The organism is Aurantimicrobium sp. INA4 (assembly GCF_027924525.1).
Taxonomy (GTDB): domain Bacteria; phylum Actinomycetota; class Actinomycetes; order Actinomycetales; family Microbacteriaceae; genus Aurantimicrobium.
The window spans coordinates 345,446-363,874 of record NZ_AP027040.1 but is presented as its reverse complement, the minus strand read 5'-3'; the positions used below and the strand labels follow the sequence as shown (position 1 = coordinate 363,874).

At 55.2% G+C, this 18,429-nt stretch carries 15 protein-coding genes; 2 read left to right on the top strand and 13 right to left on the bottom strand.

The window, feature by feature from the left end; genetic code table 11:
* Positions 1-54 precede the first annotated feature (54 nt).
* From AINA4_RS01840 to AINA4_RS01800, 9 genes are all read right to left on the bottom strand, one after another.
* Positions 55-1,467 (bottom strand): FAD-dependent oxidoreductase, encoded by a 1,413-nt coding sequence (locus AINA4_RS01840; RefSeq protein WP_281787626.1) that lies wholly within the window; start codon positions 1,465-1,467, stop codon positions 55-57.
* A gap of 16 nt (positions 1,468-1,483) precedes the next feature.
* A complete protein-coding gene (locus tag AINA4_RS01835) occupies positions 1,484-2,764 on the bottom strand; it encodes a S8 family serine peptidase (RefSeq protein ID WP_348773305.1) in 1,281 nt (426 codons plus the stop codon).
* Positions 2,740-3,252 carry a DUF501 domain-containing protein gene (locus tag AINA4_RS01830; protein ID WP_281787267.1) on the bottom strand — a complete coding sequence of 171 codons (513 nt, stop codon included), beginning with the start codon at positions 3,250-3,252 and terminating at the stop codon, positions 2,740-2,742. Before AINA4_RS01830 ends, AINA4_RS01835 begins: the two co-directional genes overlap by 25 nt.
* Before the next feature lie 11 nt (positions 3,253-3,263).
* On the bottom strand, positions 3,264-3,755 hold the full coding sequence (locus AINA4_RS01825) for a septum formation initiator family protein (RefSeq protein ID WP_114128613.1): 492 nt from the start codon (positions 3,753-3,755) through the stop codon (positions 3,264-3,266).
* A gap of 15 nt (positions 3,756-3,770) precedes the next feature.
* Positions 3,771-5,051 carry a phosphopyruvate hydratase gene (eno, locus tag AINA4_RS01820; protein ID WP_281787266.1) on the bottom strand — a complete coding sequence of 427 codons (1,281 nt, stop codon included), beginning with the start codon at positions 5,049-5,051 and terminating at the stop codon, positions 3,771-3,773.
* Positions 5,052-5,108: 57 nt separating this feature from the next.
* A complete protein-coding gene (hisS, locus tag AINA4_RS01815; protein WP_281787265.1) occupies positions 5,109-6,416 on the bottom strand; it encodes a histidine--tRNA ligase in 1,308 nt (435 codons plus the stop codon).
* 4 nt (positions 6,417-6,420) lie between these two features.
* Complete coding sequence (locus tag AINA4_RS01810; RefSeq protein ID WP_281787264.1) at positions 6,421-7,074, bottom strand: MazG family protein; 654 nt, start codon at positions 7,072-7,074, stop codon at positions 6,421-6,423.
* On the bottom strand, positions 7,071-7,499 hold the full coding sequence (locus AINA4_RS01805; protein WP_281787263.1) for a hypothetical protein: 429 nt from the start codon (positions 7,497-7,499) through the stop codon (positions 7,071-7,073). The genes AINA4_RS01810 and AINA4_RS01805 overlap by 4 nt, the downstream gene beginning before the upstream one ends.
* A gap of 102 nt (positions 7,500-7,601) precedes the next feature.
* Entirely contained in the window at positions 7,602-9,476 is a 1,875-nt protein-coding gene (locus AINA4_RS01800; RefSeq protein WP_281787262.1) for a phosphoenolpyruvate carboxykinase (GTP), read from the bottom strand.
* A 134-nt stretch (positions 9,477-9,610) separates the two neighbouring features.
* Here AINA4_RS01800 and AINA4_RS01795 point away from each other — a divergent pair, with 134 nt between their 5' ends.
* Positions 9,611-11,050 (top strand): XRE family transcriptional regulator, encoded by a 1,440-nt coding sequence (locus AINA4_RS01795; protein ID WP_281787261.1) that lies wholly within the window; start codon positions 9,611-9,613, stop codon positions 11,048-11,050.
* A gap of 33 nt (positions 11,051-11,083) precedes the next feature.
* On the top strand, positions 11,084-12,244 hold the full coding sequence (locus AINA4_RS01790; protein ID WP_281787260.1) for a Na+/H+ antiporter NhaA: 1,161 nt from the start codon (positions 11,084-11,086) through the stop codon (positions 12,242-12,244).
* On the opposite strand, the gene mfd is transcribed toward AINA4_RS01790, so the two are convergent.
* Genes mfd through AINA4_RS01770 form a run of 4 tightly spaced genes read right to left on the bottom strand, consistent with a single transcriptional unit; the run spans position 12,207 to position 18,287 of the window.
* A complete protein-coding gene (mfd, locus tag AINA4_RS01785) occupies positions 12,207-15,803 on the bottom strand; it encodes a transcription-repair coupling factor (protein ID WP_281787259.1) in 3,597 nt (1,198 codons plus the stop codon). The two genes, AINA4_RS01790 and mfd, sit on opposite strands and share 38 nt — an antisense overlap.
* Positions 15,804-15,822: 19 nt before the next feature.
* Positions 15,823-16,941: a hypothetical protein gene (locus AINA4_RS01780; RefSeq protein WP_281787258.1), complete on the bottom strand. Its 1,119-nt coding sequence runs from the start codon at positions 16,939-16,941 to the stop codon at positions 15,823-15,825.
* 42 nt (positions 16,942-16,983) lie between these two features.
* The gene (gene pth / locus AINA4_RS01775; RefSeq protein ID WP_281787257.1) at positions 16,984-17,565 is read right to left on the bottom strand and encodes an aminoacyl-tRNA hydrolase; all 582 of its coding nucleotides are present in this window, start codon (positions 17,563-17,565) and stop codon (positions 16,984-16,986) included.
* 8 nt (positions 17,566-17,573) lie between these two features.
* Positions 17,574-18,287: a 50S ribosomal protein L25/general stress protein Ctc gene (locus AINA4_RS01770; RefSeq protein ID WP_281787256.1), complete on the bottom strand. Its 714-nt coding sequence runs from the start codon at positions 18,285-18,287 to the stop codon at positions 17,574-17,576.
* Positions 18,288-18,429 lie beyond the last annotated feature (142 nt).

Here is an 18,429-nt window from a genome sequence, read left to right as displayed (position 1 = left end):
AAGGCTAGCAAAGCACAAGGGAGGCCGCGGACGGCCTCCCTTGTGAAAGAAGTTTTACTTCTTGGCTGCTGGCTTCTTCGCAGGAGCCTTCTTTGCAGCTGGCTTTGCAGCAACCTTCTTAGCAGCAGGCTTCGCTGCTGCCTTAGCTGGAGCTGCAGGGCGTGAAGCAAACTCTTCGAAAGCGGCGCGAGGAGTCTCACGAGCTTCGAGAGAGACGATGTCACGTCCGAGCCAGAAGTTGTTCCACCATCCCCAGATGACGCGGAACTTGCGCTCGAAGGATGGCATAGCCAGACCGTGGTAGCCACGGTGCGCAAGCCATGCGATGTAACCCTTGAGGGCGATCTTGCCGGACTGGAATACACCGATGTTCAAACCGAGGCCTGCAACAGCACCCAGGTTCTTGTGGAAGTAGTCAGTGGGTCCTTCGCCACGAAGCACGGCAACAACGTTGCGTGCCATGAGCTTGCCCTGGCGGACTGCGTGCTGAGCGTTAGGAACACAGTAGCCACCTACGCCGCCACCGGAAAGGTCAGGACATGCGGTTGCATCTCCTGCACCCCAGGCGCCTTCGATAACTCCCTTGTCACCTTCAACACGCAGGTCGGCGCGCACACGCAGTCGTCCACGCTCGTCGAGGGGGAAGTCAGTTGCACGCAGCATGGGGTTAGCCATGACACCTGCGGTCCAAATGATGAGGTCGGATTCGAAGCTTTCACCGGTGGAGAGCTGGATAACACCGTTCTCTGCTGACTGAAGCTGAGTGTCCAGGTGAACCTGAGCACCGCGGGTTGCGAGGTTGTTCAGAACCCACTTGCTGGTCTCCAGCGAAACTTCAGGCATGATGCGACCCATAGCCTCAATGAGGTGGAAGTGGGTGTCATCGAAGGTGAGCTCTGGGTAGTCCTTGATGAGGTCGGAAGCCAGTGAGCGAAGCTCAGCGAAAACCTCAATACCTGCGAATCCACCACCAACAACGGTGACGGTGAGCAGGCGGTCACGCTCAGGACCTGCAGGAAGCTGTGCTGCCTTGTCGAAGTTAGAGAGCAGGCGGTCGCGAATGGCAACAGCCTCTTCGATGGTCTTCAAACCAATAGCGTTGTCAGCAATACCTGGGATGGGGAAGGTACGGGAGACGGCACCAGCGGTGAAAATAACCTGGTCATACTTCTCGTCGAACTGCTTACCTGCGTTAGGAACGATGGTGGCAGTCTTCTTGGCGTGATTGATTCCTACGACCTTGCCGGAGATAACTCGGGTCTTACGCAGGTGAGAGCGGTGACCAACAACTGCGTGGCGAGGCTCGATGGAACCTGCAGCAACTTCGGGAAGGAAGGGCTGATAAGTCATGTAGGGCAATGGGTCAACAATGGTGACTTCTGCTTCTCCGTTACGGAGGAGTTTTTCGAGCTTCCACGCGGTATAGAAACCAGCGTAACCAGCACCGACAATCAGAATCTTGGGCACAGTAATACGTCTCCAGCTAGACATTGGGGGGTTGGGGCGTCTCGTCTGTTTCGTGACGGGAATGATCACGGGGAACAACAGGACGAAGTCTTCGAGTAACTCCGATGTACCCGATAACTACAATCGTACCGAATCCAGCGAAAAACAGTAACGGAACACCCACGGTGGTCAGCTGATAGAGCGTGGGAAGACCCGCAATATTGCCGCTGTCGAAGGGCAAGGGAGCGGGGGTTGCTGTCGAGGTATCCCATGGGATGGGAGTTGAGGTGGAACTTCCGCGCCGATACAACTTGATCCATTCGGTGAGATCACCCAGTGGGTTTGCTTTCACGGGTGCCACCTCTGCTGTCACGGCAGCGTAGGCGTTGATCTTTCCAAAGCCATAAATAGGGCTCGGAACCTCACCAACAGGCGTGGCGGTAGCGATAACGCGCTGAATCACATTGTTGGCATCAAGTTCAGGGTGTGATGCTCGCACTAATGCCACCAGTCCAGAGACGATGGGGGCTGCACCACTGGAGCCAGACCACTTCATGTATTGGCCGCCCGGGGCAACACCCACGAGTGCCTCACTGGGGGCAGAAACCGCGATGGTGATTCCCTGGCTGGAAGCGTCATAGCTGGCTTCTCCGTTGGCATCCAACCCGGCAACGGTCAAGACTCCAGGAATTGTTGCCGGTGCTCCCACCTCATTGGTACCAGAGCCACGGTTACCCGCAGCAGCAACAATCACGACATCATGCTCGAAGGCATAAAGGAATGCCTCGTCCCAGCTCTTTGGCCATTCCAGTGAGTTTCTGGTCAGGGACATGTTGATTACTTTGGCGCCCTGATCCACCGACCATTTGATGGCATTGGCTATCTGCTCGTCCGAAGGGATAGCCGTGTCTACACCGAAGGCGACCGAAGCCGAAAGAAGCTGTGCAGCCGGTGCTGTGCCTAAAATTCCGTTGTTTCCTCCGGTGCCACGGCCTGCAAGAACAGAAGCCACTAACGTTCCGTGATCAGGCGAGGCGCCCACCGGAGTACGACCATCTGGGGACCCAATGCCGGAAAAATCTGCTCCGCCGACCACAGCAGCATTGATATCTGGCGCATACCCAATACCGGAGTCAATGACAGAAACCAGGACGCCCTCACCGCGGGTGATATCCCAGGCTTGATAGAAGTTGTAATCCGAAAGCCAATACTCCATGTCACGGATGTAGTCAGCCCGGGCAGGCACAGCCTGCAATACCGTCATCATGGTGACGGCAAATGTTGCAAGAAGAATTAGTCCTCGTCGTAGACGACGCACTGGCACACCTCAGGAGACCAACTCGAACGGGCTAGAGCAAGGTCCCCGATGGGATTGACTCCCGGTCCTGCTGCCAGGGCATGGCCGGCCAGCGCGTGAAGACACTTCACGCGCACCGGCATTCCCCCAGCAGATATCCCGTCAATTTCTGGAACAACTCCAAAGCTTTCACGGTCCGCAATGAACTGTTCGTGCGCGGCAAGATACTGCTTTTGCATCTCAGGGTCCGCGTTCAACACCTCAGTGAATTCAGCCATCACCTGGGTTGCTTCAAGATCGCTCATGGCGACAGTGGCTGCCGGGTGTGTGAGGTAGTAGAAGGTAGGAAACGGTGTTCCATCAGAAAGTCGGGGCGAGGTAGCCACCACGGTGGGCGCACCGCACACACAACGGGCCGGAATACCAACCACATCACGTGCCTGGCGGCCCAGTTGTGCCGAAACAATCCGGATGTCTTCGTCACTGACGGGATCAAAGGGGGGACGCATGAAAAACTTTCTTACTGAACTGGCTGAACTTGGTCAGGAGTGGGTGTTCCCAGCCCAGCGATGAGGAAAGACTTCAACAGGCCAGTAACCCAGTCTGTTTGGGTGTTTTGGAGTTCAGCAGTTGCTTTCTCCCGCTTGAGGTCTTCCACCTGCGTGTCGTTAATCACGAGGTAACTAATCTCACCGGGCATCACGTAGTACAAGCGGTCACGGGCTTGGGCGCGAACATAGGCGGGGTCATCCCAGCGAGCACGCTGCTTTTCTAGTTCGGTGAGATCAGCCTGCTTCTGGGCCGCCTCTGCTTGGAGATCTGCAACAACTTGGCGTTGTTCGATCAAGATTTTCAGCTGCGGGGCCAAAATGCCCACACCCAGCAAGGTCAAGGACATGACCAAGATGGTGAAACCAGAAACACGAATACTGCCAAGCCAGACGCCTGCTTTCGTGGTTCCGGTGACCAAAGCCACCGGAACCTTACGAACGCGGACGTTTTTCTTGGCCATGTCGGCGTGCTACTCCTAGGCGGAGAAACGGGGGAAAGCGCTGCGTCCTGCGTAGACGGCTGCTTCTCCCAGTTCTTCCTCGATACGAAGAAGCTGGTTGTACTTCGCGACGCGGTCGCTACGTGCAGGTGCACCAGTCTTGATCTGACCACAGTCGGTTGCAACCGCGAGGTCAGCAATGGTGGTGTCCTCGGTCTCACCGGAACGGTGAGAGAGGATGGCTTTCATGCCGTGACGCTGAGCCAGCGATACAGCATCGAGGGTTTCGGTGAGGGTACCAATCTGGTTGACCTTCACGAGGATGGAGTTACCGGCCTTGAGGTCGATACCCTTCTGCAAACGGACAGGGTTGGTTACGTACAGGTCATCACCAACAAGCTGGAGCTTGTCGCCGAGTTCAGCGGTGATGTGAGTCCAGCCGGTCCAGTCGTCTTCGTCCAGTGGGTCTTCGATGGAGACCAGTGGGAAGTCACGAACGAGCTCGGCGTAGTAGGCAGTCATCTCTTCAGAGGAGCGCTTCTGACCCTCGAAGTGGTACGCGCCATCCTTGAAGAACTCGGAGGAAGCAACGTCCAGAGCAAGGGCAATGTCCTTGCCGGGCTTGAAGCCAGCCTGCTCGATAGCACCAACAATGAATTCGAGTGCACCACGGTTGTTGGGCAGGTCAGGAGCGAAACCACCCTCGTCACCGAGGCCAGTAGCCATACCGTTCTTCTTCAGCAGTGACTTGAGTGAGTGGTAAATCTCAACACCCCAGCGCAGTGCTTCAGAGAAGCTTTCTGCACCATAGGGAACAGCCATGAATTCCTGAATGTCAACGCCGGTGTCTGCGTGAGCCCCACCGTTGATGATGTTCATCAGGGGAACAGGAAGGGTGTGTGCGTTGGGTCCGCCAACATAACGGAAGAGAGGAAGATCTGCGGAGTCTGCAGCGGCCTTGGCCACAGCCAGAGAAACACCGAGGATGGCGTTAGCACCCAGACGCTTCTTGTTCTCTGTGCCATCGAGCTCGATCATGGCGGAGTCAATCAGGCGCTGGTCAGCGGCATCGAAACCTTCGATTGCGGGACCGATTTCGTCGATGACAGCGTCGACTGCCTTCTGAACACCCTTACCGAGGTAACGGTTCTTGTCTTCGTCACGAAGCTCATATGCTTCGAAAGCTCCGGTGGATGCACCCGATGGAACTGCAGCGCGGGCAAGCACGCCATCTTCGAGCAGAACCTCAACCTCGACGGTGGGGTTACCGCGAGAGTCAAGAATTTCGCGTGCGCCAATGGCGTCAATCAGTGCCACAGTATCTCCTTGTGATGTTTGTTTTATAAGTAAAGAGGGAGGGAAACAGTCTTAATTCTAGGCGAGGTCCTTGAAGACCAGGTCCTTGGCACTCGTAGTCTCAGCAGAAACAAAGGCAAAGGAGCCAAATCCTGCCTCGCGAGCACGATCAAGCACGGGTGTGAGATTTTTCGCACGCTTCTCAAGGCGAACACGCTTGCCAGCAGCAATGAGCTCGCTCTTAATCCCCATCAATGTTGAAAGACTCAGATCAGCGCTGTCCAAGACGGCATCGTGAACCAGCACGACACTGTCTTGTGCACCTGAGGCATCAACTTCAATGAGATCAACGATGCGTTCAAAACCAATAGAGAAACCCGCCGCGGGAACGTCTTGACCAAGGAATCGGCCAATCATGCCGTCATAGCGTCCGCCGCCACCAACTGAAGATCCAGATTCAGGGTGAGCTATCTCAAAGATGGTGCCAGTGTAGTAACCCATGCCGCGCACCAAAGTGGGATCAAAGCGCACCTCAACACCGGAAGGCAATTGTGTAAGTGCCTGCGCCAAGGTTTCCAGATCTGCCACAGCATCGGAATCAATGCCCTCGGGCAGAACAGAAAGAATATCTGCAGTGGTCATTGGAACCCCGCCTGAAGCCAGGTGCGGTTCGATGCGCTCCAGCAGTCCGCCCAGTACTGCGGCGGCATCAGGGCCGGTTTCTGACAGTTCTTTGACGACACCCTCGGCGCCAATCTTGTCGAGTTTGTCGATAGAGATCAGAGCGGAACCAAAGCGCTCTGGGGCAAAACCGCAGTAGTCAAGAATGCCTGACAAAATACGACGGTCGTTGATGCGAATGGTGCAGCCCTGGAGTCCGAGGGTGGAGAGAACTGCGGAGGTTGCCGTGATGAGTTCAACCTCAGCTAGTTGTGTTCCATCACCGATGATGTCGATGTCGCACTGGACGAACTGGCGGTAGCGGCCCTTCTGGGGTCGCTCTGCCCGCCACACGGGAGCTATTTGGATGGCGCGGAAAACAGTGGGGAGCTCTGAGCGGTGGCTGGCATAGAACCTGGCCAAAGGAACCGTGAGATCAAATCGCAGACCCAAATCGGCCAGGTCGTGCGCATCTCCAGATTGTGCTGCAGCCTCGAGCGCCTCACGGTCGAGTCCGCGCTTGAGCACGCTGAAGGCGAGCTTTTCGTTATCTCCGCCCAGACCTGAGTGCAAACGTTCAAAATCTTCGACGACTGGAGTTTCGATTTCTTCAAAACCGTGGCTGGAGTACACATCCCGGATGATGCGCAAAGCGCGTTCGCGCTTGGCCTTATCTGCGGGAAGGAAATCCCGCATTCCACGGGGAGGAGAAACGTCACGAGCCATGTATCTATTCTGCCTCTCGAATGTCTTCCTGCAGTTCACGCAGCCGCACACGCAGTGCTTTCTCAGCGTCGATACCTTGCTCGCGGGCAGAAGAGACAATGCTCAGCAAAATACTGCCCACCTCGTCTTCACTTTCCCAGATGGGCGGATCAGGCAGGTGCTGCTTCTCTAAACCGACCTTTTCAGCTTTGCCCAGAAGTTTCTCGGCAAGCGCGAGGGCGGGCATGGATTTTGGGATGCCGTCGAGCGTGGAGGTTCTTCCGGGCTTTTCTGCCTTCTTGAGTTCATCCCAGACTTGAATGACTTCGTCAGCAGTTTCGAGTTTGTTCTCGCCGAAGACGTGTGGGTGGCGCCCAACCATCTTGGCGGTCATGTGGGCGGCAACATCTTGAATATCGAATTCTTCACCTGGTGTGGTGGAGGCAAGATCAGCGTGGAAGATGACTTGATAGAGCACATCCCCGAGCTCTTCGATCATGGCGTCGCGGTCACCCGACTCAATAGCGTCAATGAGTTCGTAGGTTTCCTCGATGAGGTATTTGATCAGGGACTCGTGAGTTTGCTCGGCATCCCAAGGGCAGCCCCCTGGTGCCCGCAACACGGCCATGACTTCGATGAGCTCATCGAGTTTGGATTGGTCTTTCTGCTCTTCGCTCATGATTTGCTCTTGAGGAACTTCTCACGAATACCCCAGCGATATGCGGTCACATAGGCAAGGGCCACGATGAGTGCGGGGGCAACAACGATGGGGATGTAAGCGAATTCTCCGCCCACAGTAAATGCCTGTAGGAAGGCGAAAAGGGCAAACCCAATTCCAGATATTCCAGGCTTATTCCAGCCCACAACGATGAAGAATACGAGAGCAACAGCCGGCAGGAGGTGAGTGAATACTGCCCAGGTATAGATCAAGCTGGGGTTGGATGCTCCCCCAAGCATGGGTTCTTGCCGTGCTTGTGACTCATCCCACCATGCAGTGAAGTAGAGGGCGGCGACGGCTAACGCAAGGATGCGAGAAACCCATATCGCTGCAAGATAGCGCGGGCTTTTCACTTCACGAAGTGAGGAGAAGATGGGGTTGGTCATCAGTTTCCCTCCAGATGTACAACCCCATCTTCTCACCGAGACTGAGAGACACAGACCCGGTTCACTCGTCCGACAATAAATTGTCGGTTTTGGCTCAGGACTCTACGTGGTGAGACGTCCTCGTAGCTGAGCCAATTCTTCGGTTAGTGCTTCAGGAACACGGTTACCAAATTGTTCGAAGTATTCCTCGGTGAGGTCACACTCCGCAGTCCACATATTGCGATCAACATGGAACAACTTTTCTAGGGCGTCCTCTGAGACATCCACGCCATCGAGGTTGAGTGTTCCTGCTGCGGGAACACGACCCATGGGGGCGTTTTCGGTTGCCACGTCGCCATCTACGCGGCGTGCAATCCACTCCAGGACACGAGAGTTCTCTCCGAACCCTGGCCAGAGGAATGAACCGTCAGCGTCTTTACGGAACCAGTTGACCTGGAAGATTGCAGGGGCCTTGTCTCCAAGTTGCTTGCCAATCTCGAGCCAGTGACCCCAGTAGTCAGCCATGTTGTAGCCACAGAAGGGAAGCATGGCGAAAGGATCGCGGCGAAGATCACCGACAACACCTTCTGCTGCCGCGGTCTGCTCGCTCGACATCGTTGCACCGATGAACACACCGTGCTGCCAGTCGAAGGCTTCAGCGACCAATGGAATGTTGGTTGCACGTCGTCCACCAAAGATGATGGCGTCCAGGGGTACACCAGCAGTTTCGTACCACTCATCTGAGAGGGTGGGGCACTGCTGAATTGGAACAGTAAACCGTGAGTTGGGGTGAGCCGCTGGGCGTCCTGCATCAGGAGTCCAGTCGTTGCCCCGCCAATCGATGAGGTGCTCAGGAACGCTCTCGGTCATACCCTCCCACCAGACGTCGCCGTCATCGGTGAGCGCCACGTTGGTGAAGATGGTGTTGCCACTGACGGTGTCCATCGCCACAGGGTTGGTCTTTTCACCAGTTCCTGGTGCGACACCGAAGAAACCTGCTTCAGGGTTGATGGCGTAGAGGCGGCCGTCTGCTCCCTGGCGCAACCAGGCAATGTCATCACCGATGGTTTCTGCTTTCCATCCGGGGATGGTGGGGCGCAGCATGGCTAGGTTGGTCTTGCCACACGCTGAAGGGAACGCAGCAGCCATGTGGTACGCCTTACCCTCAGGCGAGGTGAGCTTGAGAATGAGCATGTGCTCAGCGAGCCAGCCCTCTTGCAGACCCATGTAGGAACCAATCCGCAGCGAGAAGCACTTCTTAGAGAGAAGAGCGTTTCCGCCGTAACCAGAACCGAAGGACCAGATCTCGCGAGTTTCTGGGAAGTGGCAGATGTATTTGATGGGGTTTGAAGGCCAAGCAATGTCCTCGATGCGACGACCGGTTGCATCAACCAGTGGCATACCAACCGAGTGAACCGCAGGAACCCAGGGGGTCTTTTCATCGATTTGAGCCAGAGCATCAAAACCCATGCGGGTCATGATGCGCAGGTTGAGCACAGCGTAGGGAGAGTCCGTGAGCTGAATGCCGACCTGCGAGATAGGTCCGCCGTAGGGACCCATTGAGAAGGGGACAACGTACATAGTGCGTCCGCGCATAGACCCATCGAAGAGTCCACGCAGTTCTTCATTCATCAGATCTGGGTCACGCCAGTTGTTTGTGGGACCTGCATCTTCTTTCTTGACGGAACAAATAAACGTACGGTCTTCAACACGTGCAACATCATCTGGGTCAGAGCGAACCAGGAACGAGTTGGGGCGCTTCTCTGCATTGAGAGGAATCATGGATCCCGCCTCAACGAGGAGCTTTGTCAGGCGGTGCCATTCGGCATCCGAACCGTCGCACCATTCAATTCGTTCCGGCTTGGTTAGTTTGGCAATGTCTGCAACCCAGTGCAGCAGGGCACGCTGAGTGACAAAGGGAGGTGCGTTGAGTTCAGTAGCGATGGGCACCTCAGGCTGAGCGATGGGCTCGGTACGAGTGAGGTCTGCGATCGACATCTGAGTCTCCTTTGTCTCATCCAAGTCTCGAGGGAAGAAAAAACTTGGTGATATTTCAAGTATTGAGGAGAGATAAGAGAAACATTCACAAATTTCACTAGAAAAAAGTGAGCTTTTTCTCGTATTGTAAAGAAATGGCCGCAGACATGATGATTTTAGGCAAACGCATCAAACATTTCCGTATCAACTCGGGAATGACCCTCGAACAACTCGGGGACAGCGTGGGGGTTGTGCCCAGCCAACTCTCCCTCATTGAGAACGGTAAGCGTGAGCCCAAGCTCTCACTCCTTAATGCCATCGCCGCCACCTTAGGTGTGAGCGTGCAAGAACTGTTGAGCACCGAGGCCCCAGACCGCCGCTCGGAACTCGAGATTGAACTTGAACGACTCCAGCAATCTGAGCTGTACACTTCCTTGCAATTGCCAGCTGTCCGCAGCACTAAAGGGCTTAGCGATGAAGCTCTCGAGGCCATCGTGGGACTACACAAAGAAATGGAGCGGCGCGAACGCCTCTCCATTGCCACGCCCGAGGAAGCCCGTCGCGCAAACACCGAATTGCAAGCGGTGATGCGCGAGAAAAACAACTACCTTCCTGAACTCGATGAGCTCGCTGAAGATCTCGTCAAACGTGCAGGCCACGAAAGTGGTGCTCTCATGCACCGCACGGTGGCAGAGATGGCGAACCTTGTCGGGTTTGAACTCATCTTCGTGGATGACCTTCCCAGTTCAGCTCGTTCCATCACTGACCTCGCCAATGGTCGTATCTACTTGCCCCCTGCGTCCATCCCGGGTGGTCACGGGTTGCGTGCCATGGCACTGCAGGCCATCGCACATAGATTGCTCAACCATCAGAAGCCCTCGAACTACGCCGAATTCTTGCAGCAGCGCCTGGAAATCAACTACTTTGCAGCCGCGGCTCTCATGCCTCGCTCACGCTCTGTAGCGTTTTTACAAAATGCCAAAAAGGACCGCAACATTGCGATTGAAGACTTTAGAGATGCCTTTGGTGTTACTCACGAGGCAGCTGCGTTGCGCTTCACCAACCTGGCAACAGAACATCTTGGTTTGCGCACACACTTCCTCAGAGTCAACCAGGGTGAGGGTCTTTTCCGAGGTTACGAAAACGATGGTCTGCGGATTCCCGCGGATGTGAACGGTTCGATCGAAGGCCAAGTCATCTGCAGGAAGTGGCCAGCACGAATGGCGTTCGAGCGCACCAACCGCACAAACGAGTTTTATCAATACACCGATACCCCTGGCGGAACTTTCTGGGACTCCACCCAAACAGGTACTGGGGAAAAGGAAGAATTCTCCATCAGCGTCGGCGTTCCATTCGACGACGCAAAGTGGTTCCGAGGTCGCGACACCGAACGCCGTGAAGTATCGACCTGCCCCAATGAGAACTGCTGCCGTGTTCCGAGTGACGAACTTGCCCAGCGCTGGTCCGGGAAAGCGTGGCCCAGTGCGCGCATGCATGCTCACGTGCTCTCTCCCCTGCCCTCAGGAACCTTCCCCGGTGTGGAGGAGACAGAACTGTTTGCGTTCTTGGAAAAGCACGCCAACGCTGGGGCATAGTCGGCTATTTTTCACGGCAGGTAGTCTTGATGCATGGCCAGAGTCAGCATGAAGACGATCTTCAGATCCGAACGCTATGCCGCCATCTCTCTTGCTGGTGCCGCAGCGCTGGGCTTATTTCTGGCCAATTCATTGGCAGGCCCTGGACTCATTGAACTGAGCCACTCCTACGTCGGTTTTCCTGCCATTGGGCTTGAGCTGAGCATCGCTCACTGGATTACTGATGCTTTGCTGGCAGTGTTCTTTTTCATCATTGCTGTTGAACTTCGACATGAATTAACCGTGGGCGAACTGAGCTCATTCAAAAAAGCTCTCGCTCCAGGAATTACGGCTCTAGGCGGAGTGTTTATCCCTGCGGCTGTTTATTTCGCCATCGCTGGAGCAGAATATGCCCGAGGCTGGCCAATCCCCACCGCGACAGATATTGCTTTTGCATTGGGGCTCATTGCACTTGTGGGGCGAGGTCTCCCCGGGCGTCTGCGAGTCTTTCTACTTGCCTTGGCCGTCATTGATGACCTCATCGCGATCTTGATCATCGCCGTGTTCTTTACATCCAGCATTGACTTCATTGCTTTAGGCATGGCTGTTATCGCCGTGTACTTGTTCCGGTTCATTAGTTGCCAAGGGCGAATGAATTCACAGCTTCAAGCAACTTTGTTGGTCGTTGTTGCGTTGTTTGCGTGGTATTTCACCTACCTTTCCGGCGTGCATGCCACCATCGCTGGAGTTGCCCTAGGTCTGGTCCTTCAACCTCGCTTGGCTGGTAAAGCCGCTCACGCCCTGCAGCCAACAACAAATGCTGTGATACTCCCCCTCTTTGCCTTCGTCTCCGCGTTGGTAGTGATTCCCGATCTTGCACCCAGTGAGCTCAGTCCTGCGTTCTGGGGTATCGCTGTTGGTTTGCCGCTGGGGAAGATTATTGGAATTACTCTTGCTGGCAGCATCGTTGCCGCGATTATTCAGCGCGGTGAAGCAACCGAAACAATCGTCAAAGGCTGGGATGTGGTCACTGTCTCTGCAGTGGCTGGTATTGGTTTCACCGTCTCGCTCTTGATGAACGAACTAGCCTTTGCCGACAATGCCCTCATCAGAGATGAAGGTGTATTGGGTGTCTTAATTGGATCTGCAATTTCCATCGTGATCGGTGGAAGCTTGGTTATGTGGCGCTCTCGTCACTATCGGAAGAAGAACTAGCATCTGACTTTGCTGGAACGGGGAAGATAGCCTCGAGCAGGTTCCCTGTCCAGGCAATCAGATCAACATCCTCAGGAAGAGGAACAGTCATCACCCGAGCAGCGGGAACATATTTTGCTCCTGGATACATCCTCGCCAATCTCACCTGCAGCGAGTCCGGAAGATCAACCGGGGTAATGCGCAGGTTGGAACCCATCACAACAACCTCACTCAAGCTGGACTGGTGAGCCCTGCGACGAAGCCTGGAAATAGCTATCAGGTTGTGAACCTGGGCTGGTGGTTCACCATAGCGATCAGAGAGTTCTTCGAAGACCTGATCAATCTGTTCTTCACGTGAGAGGGGACCACTGGCAACCGACAGCTTCTGATACGCCTCCAGACGCAAACGCTCTGAATTGACATAATCATCAGGAATGCGAGCATCAACCGGCAGTTCGAGGCGAAGCTCTGTCTGGCCTTCTGCGACGTCGACGCGGAAGGCAGAGACCGCTTCGCCAATCATGCGAAGGTAGAGGTCGAAGCCCACACCTGCAATATGGCCTGACTGTTCTCCGCCGAGAAGGTTACCGGCACCACGAATCTCGAGGTCTTTGAGAGCAATCTGAATTCCGGAGCCGAGTTCGTTATTGGCTGCGAGCGCGTTCAACCGGTCGTGGGCTGTTTCACTCAGGGGCGTTGTTTCGTCATAGAACAGATAGGCATAGGCACGTTCTCGGCCACGGCCAACACGACCACGCAACTGATGCAATTGGCTCAGGCCATATTTATCTGCTCGATCAACAATGAGCGTGTTGGCATTGGCGATATCAAGACCGGTCTCAATGATGGTGGTAGAGACCAACACATCGAATTTGCGTTCCCAAAAGTCGATAATGACTTGCTCGAGTTGGTGTTCGGAGAGTTGACCGTGAGCAACGCCCACGCGCGCTTCGGGAACAAGCTCTGCTATCTGCGCAGCGACTCTATTGATGCTGGAGACACGATTGTGCACAAAAAAGACTTGGCCTTCGCGCAGGATTTCTCGTCGGATTGCAGCGGCGGCTTGCTTCTCGGAGTAGGGCCCCACGAAGGTGAGAATAGGGTGACGATCCTCAGGCGGCGTTGCCAGGGTCGACATTTCACGAATACCGGTCACAGCCATTTCGAGTGTGCGAGGTATGGGGGTCGCACTCATGGCAAGAATGTCAACGTTGGTCTTGAGTTTCTTGAGCGCATCCTTGTGCTCCACACCAAAGCGTTGCTCTTCGTCAATGATGACGAGGCCAAGGTCTTTGAAGGTAACTCCCTGGGCTAAGAGGCGGTGAGTTCCGATGACCACGTCCACGGTGCCCTCGGCCATGCCAGCCAAGGTTTCTTTGGCTTCCTTATCCGTTTGGAAACGACTCAGTGCACGTAAGTGAACGGGGAATCCGGCAAAGCGTTCTTGGAAGGTCTCGAAGTGTTGCTTCACCAGCAGCGTGGTGGGCACCAAGATGGCAACTTGCTTGCCATCTTGGACAGCCTTGAACGCTGCGCGAACCGCGATTTCTGTTTTACCAAAACCCACATCACCTGAGATAAGACGGTCCATGGGGATGGGCCGCTCCATATCTGCCTTGACTTCGTCGATGGTGGTGAGTTGATCGACTGTCTCCACATAGGGGAAGGCTTCTTCGAGTTCGCGCTGCCAGGGGGTATCCGGGCTGAACGCAAAACCTTTACTTGCCATGCGTGCGCTGTAGAGCTTGACGAGCTCAACCGCGATGTCGCGGACAGCCTTGCGTGCTTTATTCTTGGCTTGGCCCCAGTCACTTCCACCCATCTTGGAGAGCGCGGGAGACTCTCCGCCAACATAACGAGTGAGTTGATCAAGCTGATCTGTGGGGACATACAGTTTGTCGCCGGGATAACCTCGTTTGCTGGGTGCGTACTCAATTACTAAGTACTCACGCATCGTCTTCACGGCGTTTCGTCCACCGGTGGAAACTTCACGCTGAACAAGCTCAAGGAACTTACCAATTCCGTGAGTTTCGTGAACCACAATGTCGCCAGCTTCAAGTTTGAGTGGGTCAACCACGTTCTTGCGCCTGCTGGCCAGTTTGCGAGGAGCTCTGGCGTCATAGCTGGCAGCGCGGCCATAAAACTCTGATTCGGAAATAACGGCAAGCTTGGCTTCCTCGAGCTCAAACCCTGCCTCCACAGATGCTTGAACGAGGTATGCCACCGCGGGTTCGAGCTCGCCAGGAAGCTGCTCAACCATGCGGGCAGCAAGATTTCGTTCAGCTAAAACCTGACCTGCGCGCTCAACGAGTCCGTGACCTTCGGCCGCTACGATGACGGTCCAGTTGTTCTTGAGTAAGGACTCCACGTGTTCAGCAGCACCATCAATGTTCCCGGCAAAGCTGGGGACAGCTTCAGCATTGATCCGCACAGCCAGGATCTCATCAAGGTCGAGCTCTTCAGGCAGAGGTTCTGACGCTTCAGGACCGTGTTGGAAGGCACTGAATGTCCACCAGGGACCGCCCGAGTAGTGTTCACGCAGTTGTGTGATGGTGAGGAAATCTCCCGCCGAAAGATCAATGGGTGCTTGTGCGCCCGCACTTGCTGCATTCCATGCCGCATCGAGGAATTCACGATTCGTTTCGGTGAGGTTGATGGCACGAGTGGCGATGCGTTCTGGTGACAGCAGTGCGATAGCGGAACCCTTGGGCAGATAGTTCGTCATTGGCACAAGGTTGTCTACCAGTGCTGGGGTGAGGGACTCCATTCCCTCCACCGCAATGCCCTCGGCAATCTTGGAGAGCATCTGGGATATACCCGGGAATTCGTGCTCCATCTCCCGGGCACGTTGACGCACGGGTTCAGTCAGGAGAAGTTCACGACTGGGTGGCAGCGCGACAGTGTCCAGATCACCGTCGAGGGATCTTTGGTCAGCGACAGAGAATGCCCGAATGCTGTCAATCTCATCACCGAAGAAGTCCACACGAATGGGATGGTCCGCCACCGGGGGGAAAACATCCAAGATGCCCCCGCGCGCGGCAAACTCACCTCGACGGGTGACCATGTCAACCCGGACATAAGCAAGGTCCACTAAGCGTGAGGCAATCTCGTGCAGATCATTTCCGCGTGAGCCCACCGTGACAAGGATGGGGTCCACTTCGGCGAGATTGTCGGCGATTGGTTGCAGCACACCTCTGACTGAGGTGATCATGACAAGCGGAGTATTGCCGTCCCAATCCCGCAACTGGCGAATGGCATCGAAACGTCGACCCACAATTTCTGGGCTGGGGCTCAGACGCTCATGGGGCAGGGTTTCCCAGGCAGGGAATTCCGCCACCATCGCGTGAGGAAGCAAACTTCCTAAAGCGGCAGCAAGTCGTTCAGATTCACGCTGAGTTGCGGTGACAGCCAAGACCACAGGTGGCTCGCCGCGGACAATGCGGGCCTCAATCAAGGAGGTGAGCAGAGGAGCATTGAGACCTTCTACAAGAGAAAAATCCGCATCTTTGTTGGCGTAGTTCAGAGCCTCAGCGATATTTCGGGTACGCGAAAGGGCGCGCGAAAGCCCGTGAAATACCATGCAAGCTAGTTTACGCAGGTCACCAGAGGGTGGCGGCTTCAGCTAACTGTTCAGCAGTGCAGCTACGTGTGTAGGCACCGGTGCTGTAACCCAGTTTTACGATGGTGGCACAATCAGCCATCCACTCCACAGGCATGGATCCGGTTTGACCTGGAACGAGCGCGTTGTAGGCAGTCATGATGGAAGGCCCATACTTCCACCACTGCCTGGCATGTGCCGCTTCATGAACAAGCACGGAAACTCCCACGCTGTTGGAATAGCGTTCAGTCAAACTGCTGTCGAGGGTGATAGGTACACGATCCGTATTGCTACCTGCCAAGTTAACCGTGGCAAATCCGCACAAATACACATTGGGGCCGAACTGACGTGCACACATTCCGCTATCCCACACCACATAGGCGTTGGGAGCTAAGGCTGCGATGTAGGCCTCTGCGCTAAAGCCTTGAGTAACCGGTGCCGCAGCAGCAGCTGTTACCGGAGGGGCCGGAGCAGTGGGGGTTGTTGATCCACCATTTTTTTCCAAGGTCTTTGCCTGTGCAGCTCGTCGGGCTGCAGCTGCAGCTTGTGCTGCCGCAGCAGCTTCAGCAGCTGCTTTTTCTGCCGCGATACGGTCTTGCTCTGCCTGCCACGCTGCCTGTGTTGCCTGAACGGCTTGAATACCTTGACCCAGTGCTATGACGTTATTGGCAAGGGCTTCAACATCTTTTTTATTGATACTGACCGAGTTTTCTGCCCGGTCACGTTTAAGCGTTGGCAGTATTTCTTCCCACATATCGCCACTGGAGAGCGATTTCAGTTGAGACTTTAGCTTTGCCACAGTCTTTTTATTTGCCACAAGTGTCGCTTGGGCAGTTGAGATGCTCTTTTCTAGGACCTGCCGTGCATTCTCATCAAGAACTTTCCCGCTGGAGTCATTCAGGATGGTTGTGGCATTGGAGATGGCCAATTCAAGATCAGCAGCGCGTTCAGTGAGGGCATTAATCTGCTCGTTGCCGGAAAAGATAACCTGCTGGGTTTGTTTCAGTGCAGAAGCTCGGGTTTCTGCATAAACCTGGGAACCCCAGCTTGCAGTGGAACCAATCAGCACAGCGCTGACTGCCAACGCGGCAATCATTTGGGTGCGGGCTGAGAACTTCACGGCGTTAAGCGTAAACGGTGAAGCTTTGTGTGGCCTGAAAAGTTAGGCCGGGGAATTGAAGCGCTGCTGCGCGGCAAGAATTCCTTCGGTAGCAATCATGTCCACCGCATCACAGACGTGCGCTAAAACGTGTGGCAACACCTCACGCTCAGAGGAATTAAAGTTAGACAACACAAAATCGGCGGCATCCTGGCGTCCAGGCGGACGCCCAATGCCGATGCGGACGCGGTCAAATTCGTTCGTGCCAATGGCGGCAATAATGTCTCGGAGGCCATTGTGGCCGCCGTGGCCGCCATTGCTTTTCAGGCGCACCACGTCAAAATCAATGTCGAGTTCGTCATGTAGGACGATGAGATTCGATGGCTCGATGCCATAAAACTTCAGCAGGTTGGCAACTGGTCCACCCGAGAGGTTCATAAAGGTGTTGGGCTTGGCCAGAATCAGTTTGGGGCCTCCGGGGCGCACCCAACCTTCTGCAACAAGCGCGTTGGCTTTGTGGGACTTGAACGTTGCCCCAATGTCGCTGGCTAACTGCGACAATGCCATCTGGCCCACGTTGTGGCGATGGCCGGCGTAGTCGGGCCCGGGGTTACCGAGCCCGACTACAAGCCAGGAATTACTCACTGGAGTAATTACTCAGCAGCCTCAGCTGCTGCAGCTGCACCAGAGAGCTCAGCGTCAGCGAGTGCTTCAGCCTTCTCTGCCTCGTGCTGCTCAGCGTGAATTTCTGCCTTGTGCTCAGCGTGAGCTGCCTCATCAGCGAGCTCTGCTGCCAGTTCTTCACCAGACTCTGCAAGGTCACGTGCCTTAGCGCCGTGGACGTGAACAACGAGGCGGTCTGAGTCACCAGAAACAGCAACGTCGGCTGGCAGCTTCAGGTCAGCGTAGGTTACGCGGAATCCAGGTACAGCACCGTCGATGTTGACCTCGATGAACTCAGGAATGTGAGTTGCTTCAGCTTCAAGGTGAACCGACTTGGCGTCGAGTTCAAGGGTTGCACCAGACTGCTGAGAGCCAACAATGTGGATGGGGACGTCAACGACAACCTTCTCACCCTTGGTGACGACAACGAGGTCGATGTGCTCGATGATCTGACGTACGGGATCCTTCTGAGCATCCTTCACCAGTGCGAGCTGGCTCTTGCCATCAATTTGCAGGTCGAGAACTGCGTTCTTCTTACGAAGAAGCAGAGATACCTGACGTGCAGGAAGAGCAACGTGCAGAACCTCTGAGCCGTGACCGTATACAACCGCAGGAATCTGGCCAGCTGCACGAAGACGGCGAGCAAAACCCTTGCCGAACTGTGTACGGACCTCTGCAGGAACCTTGTTATCAATTTCAGCCATGATGGCCTCCTTCTCGTGAGGCCGTGGCCTCGTCTCGTGTTTTCAACTCGAACGCATGTCAGCGTGAGGAAACGGCAAGAGCCACATTCCACCGCGTCGATAACGGATATCCAAGAGATATCCCTCGCCGAAGTACGTATTT